This is a genomic window from Nocardia sp. NPDC020380 (assembly GCF_044386975.1).
Lineage (GTDB): Bacteria > Actinomycetota > Actinomycetes > Mycobacteriales > Mycobacteriaceae > Nocardia.
Genome location: NZ_JBIRVQ010000010.1, coordinates 316,292 through 331,602 on the forward strand (window position 1 = coordinate 316,292; position 15,311 = coordinate 331,602).

Genomic DNA, 15,311 nt, shown 5'->3' on the forward strand with positions numbered 1-15,311 from the left:
TGGCGTCAAGAGTTTCCTTGAATGATGTCATCGGTGACGTCACACTGGTGTCATGGATCTCGACAAGTACACCGCGCAACTGCGCGAGAACCTCATTGCCGCCGCCGCACTCGGCGATGAGAAGACGCAGGCCACGGCCGCCGCACTGGCCGCCGCGACCGAGAACTCGGCCCGGCTGGTGCTGCTCGCGGCGCTGTCCGAGCTGGCCACCGAGGTCAGCAACACCCTCGGCGACCGCACCGTGCACGTCTCCGTCGACGGTACCGACGCGCACGTGGATGTGCGCAAGACCGCATCCGACGAGCCCCACCAGCCCACCTTCGAGGAAATGACCGGCGACATCAGCCGCGTCACCCTGCGCCTGGTGGAACAGATGAAGGCCCGCGCCGAGGAGGCCGCCGCACAGAGCGGGCAATCCCTCAACTCGTGGCTGTCCACCGCGGTGCAGGGCGCACTGCGCGACCAGATGAAGAGGGGTGGCCCCGGCCGCTGCGATACGCCGTAGCCACGAAACCCCCTGGCGGGCATTCCCCGGCCGCGCCCGCCCCGGCGGGACATCCAGCAAAGCTGGTGACGAATCCACACGGCGGCCCGGAAAAGCCTTGCAGCTCAGTCGGTTACGCTGACCCGGCCATCCGTGTCGATCTCGGTGCGGCGGTCGTGGTCGGGCGCGTGCGCCAGGACCGTGCCCAGCACGTGGCGGCCCAGCGGGAGCACGCGCACGGTGACCGAACCGTGGTTCGCCGCATCCAATTCCCTGGTGGCGGCGTCGATCACGCGTTTACGCACCCATTCGGGGACACCCGCGAAACCGCCGTCGTCGAGCAGCACCACCTCGACGCCGCGGCCACGCGCGCCGCGCGCCGCGCCGCTGAGTTCCTCGGTCACCAGCTGCGGGGCCCGGAGGCCGTCGCGCAGTTCGGCTTCCAGCAGCCGGCATTCCTCTTGTTCGGTGGCGGTCAGCTCCGCGCCGTCGGCAATGCGTTCCAGGATGGGCCGGGCCACCAGGTCCAGGCGCGCCAGCTGGCGATTGCGTTCACTGTCGGCGGCGGCCATGGTCGCCTCGGCGGCGGCCCGCATCATGGCGTCCTCACGCAGCATGCGCAAGGAACGCTGCATGGGCCGCATGATCGCGGTGAAGAACGAGATGGCCGTGAGGGTTCCGATCGGCACCAGCGAGCCGACCAGCGTCGGTGCGGGCAGATGCTCGCCGACGCCCGCCAGCAGCACCGCGCTCGCCACCGCCAGCGCGCCCGCCCACGCGGTGCGAATCCGCCCGCGCAACACCAGCACACTGAATACATAGGACGAGGCGAAGGCCGACCACACCGACTGGTGCGACATGGACGGCGCGGGCTGCATCACCGAGAGTCCGGTGGCCGCGGTCGCCGCGACGACCGCGAAGAACGCCACCGGCAGCGGCAGCGGATCCACCGGGATGGCGGTCACCAGCCCGCCCGCGATCAGCATGAGCAGCGCGCTCACTATCGCCGCCCACAACGGGGTGTCGGCGAAGGCCGGCATCATGTAGAGCGCGATGACCGCTTCCAGCATGAGCAGGAACAGCCAGGCGGCGCGTCCGCGCAGGCCGAGCAGATCCCGCAGGCCGAACCGTGAATCCAGTTCCACCACACGGGTTTCAATGGGAGCCATCGCCACCCCACACCAGGGTGACCGTGGTGCCCTCTCCCGGCGCCGATTCCACGAACGCCGAACCGCCGGCCAGTTGCCGCATGCGGCCCAGAATGCTCATCGAGATGCCCAGCCGATCGGCGGGTACCACCGCGAGGTCGAAACCCGCTCCGTCATCGGTGAACACGATGCGGATACTGCCCGCGCTGATGGTGGCCGTGACGGTGCGCCGCACGTCGCGGCCGGGAATCGAGGCGTGCCGCAGGCTGTTCCGCGCCGCCTCGGTGAGGGCGGCGGCAATGGTGCCGGCGGCCTGCACCGGCATGCGCAGATCGTCGTAGCCCGGCCAGGTGCGGGTGGCGAAGCGAATGCCCGAATTCACGTCCTGCACGGCGGATCTCAGGAACAGCACCGCCGAGCGGGCGTCCAGCAGATCCGGATCGCGGTCGTCGCCGCGGCATTCGTCGAGTTGTTCCAGGGTGCGTTCGGCCTGCCGGCGCAGCACATCCGAATGGGTGCCCGCGCGTGCGGCTTCCAGCAGGGTCGACAGCACGGCGTCGTGGATGAGCGCGGCGAAGCGCGCGCGTTCCCGATCCCGCGCCTGCGCGGCGGCCTGTGCGGCGGCGCGGCGGCTGGCGATGGCGGACTCCCGGTCCACGCGGGCCGCGGCGCCGGTGGCGGCGGTGCCGCACCACACGAACAGCGCCGACAAACCCGCCGAGCGCAGGAAGTTCTCGGTGAGATTCTGTGGTGTCACGGCACTGACCGTGTAGATGGTGGCCAGCGCCGCCGAGGTCGAGGCCGCCAGCAGATAGGTGACGGTCACCCGGGTCGGGAAGGCCAGTACGGCCGCGCACACCGCGAGCGCGGTCACCCGATAGGGCCACACCGAATTGGCGTCGATCGAATGCAGTCGCACCGCCAGCGGAATGGTGGCCAGCGCGATCAGGAAACTCACGGCGGCACAACCACACACGATGCGGATGGCCCGCGGCCCGGAGACCGCCGACACCACCACCAGCACCGGGTACCAGCCGAAGCACAGCACCACCGCCAGCACCGACCACCACACCGGCTGCGGCCGGCCCTGCTGCGCGATCTCGGGCAGTTCGGCGCAGCCGACGATGATGCCCGCGATGCCCGCCGAGAGACCGAGCCGCCGCATGATGCGGTCGTAGGCCGCCGTCGAGGGATCCTCGGCGACGGTGAAACCCACGCGCAGCCACTGGACGAGCTGGGTGACGGCGGGTATGGACCGCTCGGGCCGAGCGGCGTCCAGCGTGCCGGACGTTGCGGTCATGTGCGCGGATCCCGTTCGGGGACAGGCAACCACCCGTCCTCGACGGCCCGCTTGTAGAGGTCGGTCTTGGTGGGCGCGGGACGGCCGGCGTCCGAGTACTTCTGCCGGATCCGGCCCAGATAATCGTTGACGGTCTGCTCGGACAGGCCGGTCATGCGGGCGACCCGCGAGGCCTTCTCACCCGACGCGTACAGCTGCAGCACCTGCTGCTGCCGCGGGCTCAATCCGACGTTCGACAGTTGCGGGTCGCCGTCGATGGCGGCCGCCCAGTCGGTGGTCACCACCTGTTCGCCCTGTGCGGCGCGGCGGACGGCCGCCACCACGGTCGGCACATCCTCCGATTTGCGGACCACACCCAGCACGCCGGCGCGTGCGGCCGACCGCACCATGTACGGATTGTCGGCGCCGGTGAACACCAGCACCTCGATGCCGCGCTCGCGGAGCGCGCGCACATTGTCCTCCGGCTGTGATCCGTCGGCGAGCCGTAGATCCAGTACCACCAGATCCAATTGCGGTCCCGCCACCAGTAATTCGGCCACGGTGCCCGCGGTGATCACCAACTCCAGGTCGGCCTCGGGCGCCAGCATGGCTGCCAGCCCGATCGCTACCGACTCATGATCCTCGACCAGCCCGATCCGGCGTATCCCCGACTCTTGCGCCTCCACGGCGGCCTTCACCTCTCTCCACACTCCTGAAATGTCTTCTCGAGTATGACGGTCGTGGGCTCCGATGTGTCAGCCACCAGAATTCGGGGGCGCACCGCTGCGCCGTCATAGCGGGCCGGTATTACGCCATGAGCTGGGCGGCCACGGTCGCGCCGAGTTCCCAGCAGCGTTCGATATCCGTTTTGGCGGGCGGGCCGGAAACGATCACCGAGGCGGCGGCCTGCTCCCAGCCGAGGCCGGTCGTCACGCTCGCCACGCTGCGTTCCGCGCCCTCGGTGCCCTGATTGCCGTGAATGTAGAGGCCGTACGGACGGCCCCTGGTGGAATCCAGGCACGGGTAGTAGAAAGTGTCGAACGCGTGCTTGAGCGCGCCGCTCATGTAGCCGAGATTGGCGGGCGTCCCGAGCAGATAACCGTCCGCTTCGAGCACATCGGTGGCACTGACCGCCAGCGCCGCGCGGCGCACCACGTCCACGCCCTCGATCTCCGGATCGGTCGCACCCGCGACGACCGCCTCGAACATCTCCTGCATGAACGGTGAGGGCGTGTGATGAATGATCAGCAACGTCGGCACGAATTCGAGCGTAACGCCCGGCCGTTCCGGCGCGCGCGGGCCATCGCATCCGGCCGGCCGGCGGGGCCCGGGACGGCGATTCGCGCGCACGGCCGAAAGATCGAATTCATGACAATCCGTGCCAGACATGACGAAAAGTCCTCGACCGCATGACCATTGGGCTCCGACCTGGCAATCTTTTTGATCGACCGGACTGATCGGCGCCCAGTACGACCGCCACCACAACACCCGATACAGCCCGCAAGCGCAGTTTCCGCACAGCAAACCTAAGCACGGAATCGGGTGCGGTGAAAAGCCCGTCGGCTATCTCACGGCAGCGACCCGTTGAGATTGATCCGATGCAGCGCGAGCGCGAGATGCAGCGCTGACGCCCCGCGGGCGTATCCGGCCGATAGCCGAGCACCGCGGTCGCATTCCATCGGCGGCGCGGCGGGCCGGATCAGGATCTGCGGCTGGATCTGCCGCAGGCCGTGCACGGGATTACGCCGCATGCGTTCTGGCATCCGACCCTCGCCGGTGAGCTGCCGCCGTTCCCACTCGTCGCCGACAATCCGTTCCTGCTCGCGCCCTATCGCACCGCCGACGGTCGGACCGTCATGGCGTCGGGGGTGTATCCGCATCTGGCGGCGAAGTGGTGCCGATTCCTCGATGTACCACCGGATTACGCGAAAGTGGCGGCCGCGTTCGCCAAGCGCGAGGCGTTCGAGCTGGAGGAAACCGCGAACGCGGCCGGACTGCCGCTGTGTGTCGCGCGCACACCCGAGGAATGGCTCGCACACCCGCAGGGCGCGTTGCTGGCGGGGCAGCCGGTGATCGGGCTGCGTCGCATCGGCGATGCCCCGGTGCACGAATTCGGTGCTTCGGCAAGGCCTTTGGACGGTGTGCGGGTGCTGTCGTTCACGCACGCCATTGCCGGGCCGACCGTCGGGCGGACGCTCGCGGAGCAGGGCGCGGATGTGCTGTGCGCGACCCGCCCCAACGACTACGAGCACGATTTCATCTACGCCGAAGCGAATGTCGGCTCGCGCAGCGCCTATCTTGATCTCACCACCGAGGCCGGTCGGGCACGCGCCGAACAGCTGCTGGCCGATACGGACATCGTGGTCAACAACCATCGCGGCGACAAGCTCGAGCAGCTGGGTCTCGACCCGGATCAGCTCGCGGCCCGGTTCCCGGGCATCATCGTCGTTTCGGTGACTTGCTATGGCTCCGAAGGGCCTTGGCGGACGCGCGGCGGCTTCGATATGAACGGTTCGGCCGCCTCCGGGCTGATGACGCTCGAAGGCAGCCCCGACGATCCGAAACTGCCTGTCACCGGCATGATCAACGACTTCATCACCGGTCATATGGGTGCGGTCGGCGCGCTCGCCGCGCTCAGCAAGCGCGCCACCGAGGGCGGATCCTGGCACGTCACAGTGAATCTCACGCGCACGGCCATGTGGTATCAGACGCTGGGCCTGGTCGACCCGGCCGGCGCGGGCACTGATGACGAGCATTCGCTACGTGATCCTGCCGCCTATGACGCCCCGGCCCGCTCGGCGATATCCACATGCTCGCTCCGCCGGTCCGGTTCTCGCACACGCCACCGGCCTGGCCCGAGCCGCCGTTGGTTCCGCGGGGTTCGAGCCATCCGGTGTGGCGCTGATTTACTGCTGCGGCGCGCCCGGATTGAAGACGCCGAAGCGGTTGCCCGAGGTGTCGAGCAGGTGCGCGAAGACCAGGCCCGAGGGCGTGGTCACGACGGGGACATCGATCTTCGCGCCGAGGCGTTCGGCCTCGGCCACCGTGGCGGCGACATCGGCGACCAGGACGAAGAAGATGGCGTGGTTGGCGGCCGCGTCATCGGTGTGCGTGATGCCGCCGACGGCATGGTCGCCGCCGGCGTAGGTGGCGAGGTCGTAGGTGCCGCCGAGGTCCGGATCCGCGGCGAAGGTCCAGCCGAAGAGGTTGTTGTAGAAGCTCTTCGCCTCCTCCGGGGTGTCGCTGCCGATCTGGAACCAGGCGACGGTGTTGATGGCGGGTGCGGTCATGAGAATTCCTCCCGAGATGTGGTCAGTGCGTTTTCGCTCCTTCACGATCTCCCGCCCCGGCGACAACCCCCTGTCGGTGTTTCCGGAACTTTCCGGCCGGTTCAAGCGAATGCGACGATCCGCAGCTTCCGATCCGGAATATCCAGATCACAGCTCTCCAGCGGTCGCGGCAGGGTCGGCTCGTCGGTGAGGGCGACATCCACCATCCGATCCAGCCGGAAACACCGTGCCGCATCCCGCAATCGGCACCAGCTCACCAGGTACCACCCATTGGGCCCGTTCAACAACAGCATCGGCTCGACCCGCCGCCGCGTCCCCGCCCCGAACCGATCCCGATACTCGAACTCCAGCACCCGATGCGTCAGCACGGCCTGCTCCACGAGCGGCGGAATCCCCTGCGACACAACAGTTTCACCGGACTCCAACAACCCCACCCGATTGGCCAGCTCCCGCGCCGCCACCACATCCGCCTCCGACATGGCGGCGAGTATCTTCCGCAACGCGGTCCGCCCCGCATGCGCGAACGGCTGATCCAAACTCCGCTCCAACGCCACCGCCAAAGCCACCGACTCCGCCGCCGAAAAGTTCAACGGCGGCAACGACATGCTCTTGTCCAGCGCATACCCCCCACGCCGCCCCACATCCGCATAAATCGGCACGCCCGACTGCTGCAACGCACTGATATCCCGCTCGATGGTCCGCACACTGACCTCGTACCGCCCGGCCAGCTCCCGCGCCGACCGCACCCGCGGCGCCACCGCCCGCAACTCCTCGACGATGGCATAAAGCCGATCAGTCCGATTCACGGCCTCACCATAGGCGCGAGCACCGACAGGTTTCGCACGCCGACGACCCGCCGGGTGCGATGACCGGCGGGTCGTTGCGGGTTCACTCAGCGGCGTTGGTGGCGGCGGAGGATGGTGGCGGTGGCGGCTGCCAGGAGGGAGAGGGTGGTGACGGCGGCGAAGGCGAGGTGGTAGGGGGTGGCGGGGTTTGCGGTGGGAGTTGTTGTGCGGGAGAGGATTACGGCGATTATGGCTACGCCTATGGCGCCGCCTATGCGTTGGACGATGTTGACGAAGGCGGTGGCGTCGGGGAGTTGGTCGTGGCGGACCGCGGCGTAGGCGGCGGAGACGAGGGGCATGGAGGCTACCGCGGTGGCGGAACCCGCTGCGAAGAGCAGGAATTCGGTGAGGAGGGTGTTGGTGTCGGGCGGGAGGAAGGCGAAGGGGAGGAAGGTGGCGGCTACCAGGAGATTGCCGATCACGGCGACGGCGCCGCCGCCGAAGCGGTCGGTGAGGCGGCCGCCGAGGGGGAGCATGAGGATGCCGCCGGCGCCATAGGCGATGAGGAGGAGGCCGGTGCGGATGAGGCCGTCGTGGTGCAGGACCTGGAAGTACAGGGGTAGCAGGACCATGACGCCGAACATCGAAGCGCCGGAGCACCACAGGGCGGCGTTCGCAGCGGCGAAGGTGTGGTTCGCGTAGAGGCGGATGTCCATCAGGGGGCGGGCGCTGCGCAAAGTGCGGGCCAGGAAGGCAGTCAGGGCGAGGACGCCGGCGAGGAACGGCAGCCAGACGGAAACCGCTGTGAGAGAACCGTTCGCGCCGATTTCGGACAGGCCGTAGACGACGGCCGAGACGCCGCCGCCTGCGAGGATCAGGCCGACCACGTCGAGACCGTGCACCGGCACACCGGCGGTGCGCGGGAGGTAGCGCAGGCCCAGGACCAGGCCGATGACGCCGAGTGGAATGTTGATCAGGAACAACCACTCCCAGCTCCAGTGCGCGAGCATGAGGCCGCCGATGGTCGGGCCGATGGCGGGTGCGCCGACCACGGCGATGCCGACCACGCCCATGACGCGGCCCATGCGCTTGGGTCCGGCCGCCTGGCCGATGATGGTCTGCCCGGCGGGGATCATGACGCCCGCGGCCAGACCCTGCAGGACGCGCGCGGCGATGAGCCAGCCCGCGGTGGGCGCGAACGCGCACAGGGCCGAGGTGAGGGTGAAGGCGACCAGCGCGCCCAGCCACAACCGGCCGACGCCGACGCGGCGGGCCAGCCAGCCGCAGACCGTGAGCGAAACACCCAGGGCCAGCAGGTATGCGCTGGCGACCCATTGAATCGTGGACAGTGACGCGCCCAGGTCGGCGCCGATGGTGTGCAGGCCGATATTGACCAGCGAGGTGTCGAGCATGCCCATGACCGCGCCGAAGACGACGACGCCGGCGGTGCGCCAGACATGGGCGGGGATCGTGTCGGGAAGTTCCGCGGCCGGGCCGCGAAGTTCGGGGGCGTCCGTGCGCGCCTGCGTCATCGGACCTCTCCTTCAGTTGTAGATGAGCTTCTCGATAGTGGAGGTTATCAATGATTGAGCTACTCAACAATAGGTAGAATCAGCGAGTGCCCGATGACCGCGAGTACCACCCCCGAGGCCTGCTGCACTATCCGACCTACGTGTTCGGCAAGCTGCACAAGAGCGTCCACGCCGAGCTCGGCACCCCGCTGCGCGAGCACTGGGTGCTGACCTACCTCGCCGAAAGCGGCGACATCTCGCAGCAGGAAATGGCGCACGCGCTGGCCATCGACCGCAGCGAGGTGGTCCGGCTCATCGACACCATGGAGAAGGCGGGCCTGGTCACCCGCACCCGCAGCGCCGAGGACCGGCGCAAGAACACCGTCACCATCACCGAGGCCGGCCGCCGCCGGTGGACGGAGACCGACGCACTGATCCAGGAGGCGACCGCGGCCCAGCTGTTCCGGCTCACCCCGGCGGAACGCACTGAACTGCACCGGCTTTCGCTGAAAGCAATCGGCTGGGACCTGGGCGAACTCTGATTAACCAATCCACGTCAGGAGCCCGTAACCAGGGCCATTGGTCGACGAGCCGGCATGGCCTGGGTCTCTGGGCCGGCACGAGAAGATATACGGTGGTCCCGTGCCTTCTCGACCGCGGCTACCCCGTTTACCCCAGCTCACGCCGCCGCTGGACGCCCGGCGCGGCTACGCGCAACACGAGATCCTGGCGGAATTACGCCGGCTCGTGCTGGAGGGGAACCTGCCGCCGGGCACCGGTCTCCCGCTCGGGGATCTGGCCCGGCAGTTCACCGTGAGCGCCATCCCGGTCCGGGAATCACTGCAGACGCTGATCGGTGAAGGGCTGGTCGAGCACCGGCCCAACTTCGGCTATCAGGTGACCATGCTGACCTCGGCCGAGCTGCGCGAGCTGTATGTGGTGCGGGAGCGGCTGGAGTCGGCCGCGCTGGCCGCCGCCGCGGCCCGCGCCACTCGCGCCGACCACGAGCTGGCCAAGGAGATCCACGCCCGGCTGGAAGAGGCGGTACTCACCGAGAACGCGGTGGCCTACCACCGGGAAACCCGGAACTTCCATCTCGCGCTGGTCCGCCCCTCGGGCATGCCGCGCGTGGTACACATGCTGGAGTACGCCTGGAACATCACCGAGCCGGTGCAGCCCATGGTGCACGTGAGCACCATGGACCGGGTGGTCCTGCACGCGGACCACAGCAAGCAGCTCGCGGCGTTCCTGGCCCGCGATGCGGACGCGTTGCTGACAGTCACCGACCTGCACCATCAGCGCCTGAACGGGGTGCTGGAGAATTTGCCTACGGACATCGGACTTTTCGCCGAACCCGCTGGTCAGGAAGATATATAGTTTCAGCAACAACCGGGAAATAGCCGCCCGGTAGCGTCTCGCACACCTCTGCTCCCCAATGGCGGGGACCCTGAGAGATCGGATGTGCGACATGACTGAAACCGTCGATGACGACCGCGCCTCCCTGCACGCGCAGGTGAAAGGCCCCGCCCGCCGCTTCGAGAAGCGGTGAGTCACATGCGCATTCGAGTCATCAACCCGAACACCACGGCGGCCATGACCGCCGTCATCGAGGAATCCGCGAAAGCTGTCGCGGCCCCGGGAACGATCGTAGAGGGCATCACCCCCGCCATGGGGCCGGTTTCCATCGAAAGCCACTACGACGAGGCGCTTTCCGTGCCGGGCCTGCTGGCCGAGATCGCGCAGGGCGAGGCCGAGGGCGTGGACGGCTACGTCATCGCCTGTTTCGGTGATCCCGGACTGGACGCGGCGCGGGAGCTGGCGCGCGGTCCGGTCCTCGGCATCGCCGAGGCGGCCATGCAGTTCGCGAGTCATCTGGGCCGCGGGTTCAGCGTGGTGACCACGCTCTCGCGCACCGCGGGCCGGGCCGCGGATCTCGCCGAACGTTATGGCATGCAGCGGTTCTGCCTCGGCATTCACGGGTGCGAGATTCCCGTGCTGGAGCTCGAGGATCCCAAGGCGCGCCGGGTCATCGCCGATGCCTGCCGCGATGCCGTGCACAGCGACAACTCCGACGCCATCGTGCTCGGCTGCGCCGGCATGGCGGATCTGTGCGAGTACCTGACCGCCGAGGTCGGCGTGCCGGTGGTCGACGGTGTCGCCGCCGCCACCTTGCAGGTGCAGTCGCTGATCACCATGGGACTCCGCAAGTCCGGCCGCGGCGAGTTCGCCCGCCCCCTGCCCAAGCAATACACCGGGTTGTTGTCCGATTTCTCGATCACCGAGGAGGTCCGTTCGTGAGCCTGCCGCGCGAAGTGCTGGCTGGTATCGAATCGCGTTTGCACACAGTCGATGCGGAACTGGCGCGGCTGTATCCCGGGGATCGCCCCGGGCAGCCGATCCACACCGCGTATGTCTCGGGGGCGGATGCCTCGGAGACGCTGCCCGCCGAATGGGGCGCGGTGGCGATCGACCTCGCGGAGCGGCAGCGGGAGCTGCTGATCGAGCTCGCGGGCGAAGACGTGGTCAACCAGGTCCTGATCACCTTGCGGCGGCGGCCGATCCAGGATCTGCGCCTGGATTTCGAGGACGGGTACGGCACCCGGCCGGATGCGGTCGAGGACGCGGACGCGGTGCGCGCGGGCCAGGTGCTGGCCAAGCTGCCGCCGGAGATCAGCTCGCGCGGTATCCGCATGAAGGGGCTCACCTCGCTGGAGTGGGCGCGTGCCGTGCGGACCCTGGAGAAGGTCCTCGACGGCGCCGGCGGCGTGCCGGAGGGCTTCGTGTTCACGGTGCCGAAGATTCGCTCGCTGCGGCAGGTCGACATCACCGTGGAACTGTGCGAGTCGCTCGAGTCGTCGAACGGATTGCCTTCCGGCGCACTGAAGTTCGAGCTGCAGATCGAGTCCCCACAGGCCGTGATCGCCGCCGACGGCACCGCGCCCGTCGCCGAGGCGATCCATCGCTCCGCCGGTCGCTGTACCGGATTGCATTACGGCACTTACGATTACAGTGCGGCCTGCGGTATCGCACCGCAGTTCCAGTCGCTGGAGCATCCGGTGGCCGATCACGCCAAGGCGGTCATGCAGGCCGCCGCCGCCCAGACCGGCGTGTGGGTGTGCGACGGTTCCACCCAGGTGCTGCCGCTCGGCTCCCCCGACGAGGTCGCCGCGGCCGTGGCCCGGCACTACCGCCTGGTCACGCGCTCGCTCGAGCACGGCTACTACCAGGGCTGGGACATGGGTCCCGGCCATCTGGTGACGCGCTGGGCGGCCACTTTCGCGTTCTATCGCCACGCCTTGAGCGTGGCCGCGCCCCGTATCGGCCGCTACCTGGATCGCCAGGGCGGCGCGGTCGTCGACGAGCCCGCCACCGCGCAGGCACTGGCGACCGTCGTACTGCGCGGATTGTCTTGCGGCGCTTTTGGTCCCGGTGATGTGACCGCGCTGGTTCCGGCTGCCACCGTCGAGGTGCTGCAGCAATTGCGAGAAAGGAAGATCCCGGCTCTATGAGCGACAACGATTTCACGCGACTTCCAGATCTGGCCGTCCGTACCCTGGGCGGCGCAGTCCTGTGGGCGAACGACGAATCCTTCGCGGAGAAGGAGAATTTGATCCGCCCGGAAGCGGCGACCTACTCCCCCGCGACCTTCGGCCACAAGGGCCAGGTCTACGACGGCTGGGAAACCCGCCGCCGGCGCGGTGACGTGGGCGCGCATCCGGCGGGCGACGACGCCGACACCGCCATCGTGCGGCTCGGCGTGCCCGGCGTGATCAAGGGCGTGGTGGTGGACACCGCCTGGTTCAAGGGCAACTACCCGCCCGAGGTCTCGGTGGAAGCCATTGCGCTGGAAGGCTATCCGTCCGTCGAGGAACTGGTCGCGGCCGAGGGCTGGACCACCATCGTCGAGCGCGCCAAGGTGCAGGGCGACTCCCCGAACCCGTTCGCGGTGGATTCGGCGAAGCGCTGGACCCACGTGCGCCTGCGCATGTTCCCGGACGGCGGCATCGCCCGGCTGCGCGTGCACGGTCTGGCCAAGCCGGATCTGCGCTGGCTGGAAGCGGGCCCGTTCGATCTGGCGGCGCTGGAGAACGGCGGCCGGATCGCCGACTGCTCCAATGTCTTCTTCTCGCACCCGCTGAACATCCTGATGCCGGGCCGCGCCCGCCTCATGGGTGACGGCTGGGAGACCGCGCGCGGCCGCGACCGCAATGCCAACGACTGGGTGCAGGTGCAGCTCGTCGAGGAGGGCGTGCTGAACGCCGTCGAGATCGACACCTCGTACTTCCTGTTCAACAGCCCGGGTGCGGTGTCGCTCACCGGCATTCGCGCCGACGGCACCGAGGTCGAGCTGCTCGGCCGCACGGTGCTGCAGCCCGATACCCGGCACCGGTTCTTCATCGACTCGGACGAACCGGTGGTGCAGGCCCGGCTGGACGCCTACCCGGACGGAGGTATGGCCCGGCTGCGTCTCTTCGGCACGCTGACCGAGGCGGCGCGCGACCGGCTGCGCAAGGAGCAGGAGGAACTCGCGTGAGCGACTTCGATCTGGACTACCCCCGCGATATGGTCGGCTACGGGCCGAACCCGCCGCATCCGCACTGGCCGGGCGAGGCGAACATCGCGGTCAGCTTCGTGCTCAATTACGAAGAGGGCGGCGAGAAGAGCGTCCTCGACGGTGACGGGGAGTCGGAGGTGCTGCTCTCGGAGATCACTCCGGCGACGGCCTTCCCGAACCGGCACCTGAGCATGGAGACCATGTACGAGTACGGCTCGCGGGCCGGCGTCTGGCGCATTCTGCGGCTGTTCGAGGAGCGCGCGATCCCGCTCACCATCTTCGGTGTGGCGCGGGCGCTGGAACGCAATCCCGAAGTCGTGGCGGCCTTCCAGCGCCTCGGCTACGAGATCGCCTGCCACGGTCTGCGCTGGATCTCCTACCAGGAGATCGATGCCGAGACCGAGCGCGCGCACATGGCCGAGGCCGTGCAGATCCTCACCAAGCTGTTCGGCGAGGCGCCGAAGGGCTGGTACACCGGCAAGGATTCGCCGCAGACCCGCGAATTGGTGGTCGAGCACGGCGGTTTCGTCTATGACTCCGACTCGTACGCGGACGATCTGCCGTTCTACATCAAGGTGGGCGAGCACAACCAGCTGGTGCTGCCGTACACGCTCGAGACCAACGACATGCGCTTCTCCTCCCCCGCCGGCTTCGCCAACGGTGACGAGTTCTTCGCGCACCTGAAGGACGCCTTCGACGTGCTCTACGCCGAAGGCGCCGCCGGCGCCCCGAAGATGATGTCGATCGGCCTGCACAACCGCCTGGTCGGCCGCCCCTCGCGGGCCAAGTCGCTGGAGCGCTTCCTCGACTATGTGCAGTCGCACGACAAGGTGTGGCTGACCCGCCGCATCGATATCGCCGAGCACTGGCTGCAGGTGCACCCGGCGTCCTGAACCCGATTGCCGCCGGGGCTGTTTCGTCATCCGGCCCCGGCGGATCGGACGCGCCCGGCCCTGCCCGTGCCCCGAGCTCTCACCGGCTTCCACCGCGTGAGCGCCGATTACCCGTCGAGGTGTGCGGGATCCGCCTCGGCCGGACGCACCAGAATGCGGCCCGGAACCTGTTGGTTCCGGGCCGCATTCGCCGTTTTCAGAGGGTGCCGTTCTCGATGTCGCGTTTCAGGGCCGCTTGGTATTCGCGGTGCGAGGAGCTGCCGTTGTCGACGGTGAAGGCGATCAGGAGGGGGTTGGCCACGAAGGTGATGTGCTCGTTGACCGTGGTGGTGCCGTCGCCGTTGTCGGTGAAGGTGATCTTCTGGTGGGTGGTGACACCGGGCTGATCCCAGCTGTCGGACAAGTAGTAGTGCTCGGCGGGGTAGATGCGCTGTTCGGCCTGGGTGAGGGCCGGGTAGCTGAAGGGGCCCACCGGGATGTTGTCGAGGGCCGTGAAATCGATTGTCTCGGAGTCGGCGTCGGTGCATGTGCGGTGGTTGATCATGTCCTTCATGAAGGGATGCCGGCCCAGATCGTTCCGCAGGTTCGAGTAGACCGTCCAGACCTTCTCGAAGGGCGCGGCGATGGTGATCGGGAGATCCACCGTCTGCCGGGATCGCGTATCCGCCGGATTCTGTTCGGCGGCTTCGTATGCCGCCCAGTCGGACTGCCAGCCTGCCGTGTACGAGTTGCCGGTTTCGGTACAGACCGGCGCGGTATCCGCATGCGACACCGGCGCACCCACTACCGCCAGGGCCAGGGCCGATAAGCAGCCCCCCACTACAAATTTCACGGGCGAACTGTAACCCGTTCTCGCACGGCCCGCTCGGGGAATGCGAGCGCTTACTTACCGGTGCGCTCCGCCTTCTCCAGATCGACTGCGCGGCGCATGATTTCGCGGGCGCGACTGCGGTCACCCGCATAGTCGTAGGCGCGGGCGACGCGGTAACTGGTGCGCCAGTTGTCCGGGTCCGCTTCCCATTCGGTCTTGACCTGCTCGAAAAGCTCGTCGGCGGCCGCGCGTTCGATGCGCCCGGAGGCGCGGCGTGGCAGCTCGGAGACGTCGAGTTCGCAGTCCTCGGCGTGCGCGCGGCGGGCCAGGTGCTGATGCGCGAAAGCCGCACGGACACTGGAGTACACGACCCACACGCCCACCACCGGCAGGATCAGCACACCGATCCCGATGATGATGCCCGGCACCGAAGGCGAGGCCATCAGGCTGATCGCGATGCGGCCCAGCAGGATGAAGTAGAAGGCCAGGACCAGCACCAGGATGGCGAGGAACGCCATCCGCTTGAGGACCTCGCGATTATTGTTGTCGGCCGTC

At 68.2% G+C, this 15,311-nt stretch carries 16 protein-coding genes and 1 pseudogene; 8 read left to right on the plus strand and 9 right to left on the minus strand.

The window, feature by feature from the left end:
* Positions 1–52: 52 nt before the first annotated feature.
* On the plus strand, positions 53–505 hold the full coding sequence (locus ACH438_RS28570; protein WP_397010612.1) for a hypothetical protein: 453 nt from the start codon (positions 53–55) through the stop codon (positions 503–505).
* Between the two features lie 104 nt (positions 506–609).
* Here the strand turns inward: ACH438_RS28570 and ACH438_RS28575 are convergent, their stop codons facing one another.
* The 4 genes from ACH438_RS28575 to ACH438_RS28590 all read right to left on the minus strand — a co-directional run bounded on the left by ACH438_RS28575 (position 610) and on the right by ACH438_RS28590 (position 4,171).
* Complete coding sequence (locus ACH438_RS28575) at positions 610–1,653, minus strand: hypothetical protein (protein WP_397010614.1); 1,044 nt, start codon at positions 1,651–1,653, stop codon at positions 610–612.
* Positions 1,640–2,932 carry a sensor histidine kinase gene (locus tag ACH438_RS28580; protein WP_397010616.1) on the minus strand — a complete coding sequence of 431 codons (1,293 nt, stop codon included), beginning with the start codon at positions 2,930–2,932 and terminating at the stop codon, positions 1,640–1,642. The genes ACH438_RS28575 and ACH438_RS28580 overlap by 14 nt, the downstream gene beginning before the upstream one ends.
* Positions 2,929–3,609 carry a LuxR C-terminal-related transcriptional regulator gene (locus ACH438_RS28585; protein WP_397010618.1) on the minus strand — a complete coding sequence of 227 codons (681 nt, stop codon included), beginning with the start codon at positions 3,607–3,609 and terminating at the stop codon, positions 2,929–2,931. Before ACH438_RS28585 ends, ACH438_RS28580 begins: the two co-directional genes overlap by 4 nt.
* 109 nt (positions 3,610–3,718) lie before the next feature.
* Positions 3,719–4,171 (minus strand): flavodoxin family protein, encoded by a 453-nt coding sequence (locus ACH438_RS28590; RefSeq protein WP_397010620.1) that lies wholly within the window; start codon positions 4,169–4,171, stop codon positions 3,719–3,721.
* 596 nt (positions 4,172–4,767) lie between these two features.
* On the opposite strand from ACH438_RS28590, the pseudogene ACH438_RS28595 reads away from it, so the two are divergent.
* Positions 4,768–5,604, plus strand: a pseudogene (locus ACH438_RS28595) (CoA transferase); the annotation flags it as partial.
* Positions 5,605–5,817: 213 nt separating this feature from the next.
* Here the strand turns inward: ACH438_RS28595 and ACH438_RS28600 are convergent.
* The 3 genes from ACH438_RS28600 to ACH438_RS28610 form a co-directional block, all read right to left on the minus strand.
* Complete coding sequence (locus ACH438_RS28600; protein ID WP_397010622.1) at positions 5,818–6,201, minus strand: VOC family protein; 384 nt, start codon at positions 6,199–6,201, stop codon at positions 5,818–5,820.
* A gap of 101 nt (positions 6,202–6,302) precedes the next feature.
* Positions 6,303–7,007 (minus strand): helix-turn-helix transcriptional regulator, encoded by a 705-nt coding sequence (locus ACH438_RS28605; RefSeq protein WP_397010624.1) that lies wholly within the window; start codon positions 7,005–7,007, stop codon positions 6,303–6,305.
* An 86-nt stretch (positions 7,008–7,093) separates the two neighbouring features.
* On the minus strand, positions 7,094–8,518 hold the full coding sequence (locus ACH438_RS28610; RefSeq protein ID WP_397010626.1) for a DHA2 family efflux MFS transporter permease subunit: 1,425 nt from the start codon (positions 8,516–8,518) through the stop codon (positions 7,094–7,096).
* 86 nt (positions 8,519–8,604) lie between these two features.
* On the opposite strand from ACH438_RS28610, the gene ACH438_RS28615 reads away from it, so the two are divergent.
* The 6 genes from ACH438_RS28615 to puuE all read left to right on the plus strand — a co-directional run bounded on the left by ACH438_RS28615 (position 8,605) and on the right by puuE (position 13,945).
* Entirely contained in the window at positions 8,605–9,039 is a 435-nt protein-coding gene (locus ACH438_RS28615) for a MarR family winged helix-turn-helix transcriptional regulator (RefSeq protein WP_397010628.1), read from the plus strand.
* A gap of 100 nt (positions 9,040–9,139) precedes the next feature.
* Positions 9,140–9,874: a GntR family transcriptional regulator gene (locus ACH438_RS28620; protein ID WP_397010630.1), complete on the plus strand. Its 735-nt coding sequence runs from the start codon at positions 9,140–9,142 to the stop codon at positions 9,872–9,874.
* 177 nt (positions 9,875–10,051) lie between these two features.
* Positions 10,052–10,795: an aspartate/glutamate racemase family protein gene (locus ACH438_RS28625; protein WP_397010632.1), complete on the plus strand. Its 744-nt coding sequence runs from the start codon at positions 10,052–10,054 to the stop codon at positions 10,793–10,795.
* Positions 10,792–12,006 carry a DUF6986 family protein gene (locus tag ACH438_RS28630; RefSeq protein WP_397010634.1) on the plus strand — a complete coding sequence of 405 codons (1,215 nt, stop codon included), beginning with the start codon at positions 10,792–10,794 and terminating at the stop codon, positions 12,004–12,006. Before ACH438_RS28625 ends, ACH438_RS28630 begins: the two co-directional genes overlap by 4 nt.
* Positions 12,003–13,031 (plus strand): allantoicase, encoded by a 1,029-nt coding sequence (alc, locus tag ACH438_RS28635; protein WP_397010636.1) that lies wholly within the window; start codon positions 12,003–12,005, stop codon positions 13,029–13,031. The genes ACH438_RS28630 and alc overlap by 4 nt, the downstream gene beginning before the upstream one ends.
* A gap of 29 nt (positions 13,032–13,060) precedes the next feature.
* Positions 13,061–13,945: an allantoinase PuuE gene (gene puuE, locus ACH438_RS28640; RefSeq protein ID WP_397010805.1), complete on the plus strand. Its 885-nt coding sequence runs from the start codon at positions 13,061–13,063 to the stop codon at positions 13,943–13,945.
* Between the two features lie 196 nt (positions 13,946–14,141).
* Here the strand turns inward: puuE and ACH438_RS28645 are convergent, their stop codons facing one another.
* Positions 14,142–14,777 carry a hypothetical protein gene (locus ACH438_RS28645; RefSeq protein ID WP_397010638.1) on the minus strand — a complete coding sequence of 212 codons (636 nt, stop codon included), beginning with the start codon at positions 14,775–14,777 and terminating at the stop codon, positions 14,142–14,144.
* A 50-nt stretch (positions 14,778–14,827) separates the two neighbouring features.
* Complete coding sequence (locus ACH438_RS28650; RefSeq protein ID WP_397010807.1) at positions 14,828–15,274, minus strand: hypothetical protein; 447 nt, start codon at positions 15,272–15,274, stop codon at positions 14,828–14,830.
* Positions 15,275–15,311 lie beyond the last annotated feature (37 nt).

What these genes read in the sequence shown, in the direction of transcription:
- ACH438_RS28570 (WP_397010612.1), top strand. Translation starts at nt 53, where the DNA reads ATGGATCTCGACAAGTACACCGCGCAACTGCGCGAGAACCTCATTGCC.
- ACH438_RS28575 (WP_397010614.1), bottom strand. Translation starts at nt 1,653, where the DNA reads ATGGCTCCCATTGAAACCCGTGTGGTGGAACTGGATTCACGGTTCGGC.
- ACH438_RS28580 (WP_397010616.1), bottom strand. Translation starts at nt 2,932, where the DNA reads ATGACCGCAACGTCCGGCACGCTGGACGCCGCTCGGCCCGAGCGGTCC.
- ACH438_RS28600 (WP_397010622.1), bottom strand. Translation starts at nt 6,201, where the DNA reads ATGACCGCACCCGCCATCAACACCGTCGCCTGGTTCCAGATCGGCAGC.
- ACH438_RS28610 (WP_397010626.1), bottom strand. Translation starts at nt 8,518, where the DNA reads ATGACGCAGGCGCGCACGGACGCCCCCGAACTTCGCGGCCCGGCCGCG.
- ACH438_RS28625 (WP_397010632.1), top strand. Translation starts at nt 10,052, where the DNA reads ATGCGCATTCGAGTCATCAACCCGAACACCACGGCGGCCATGACCGCC.
- alc (WP_397010636.1), top strand. Translation starts at nt 12,003, where the DNA reads ATGAGCGACAACGATTTCACGCGACTTCCAGATCTGGCCGTCCGTACC.
- puuE (WP_397010805.1), top strand. Translation starts at nt 13,061, where the DNA reads ATGGTCGGCTACGGGCCGAACCCGCCGCATCCGCACTGGCCGGGCGAG.
- ACH438_RS28650 (WP_397010807.1), bottom strand. Translation starts at nt 15,274, where the DNA reads ATGGCGTTCCTCGCCATCCTGGTGCTGGTCCTGGCCTTCTACTTCATC.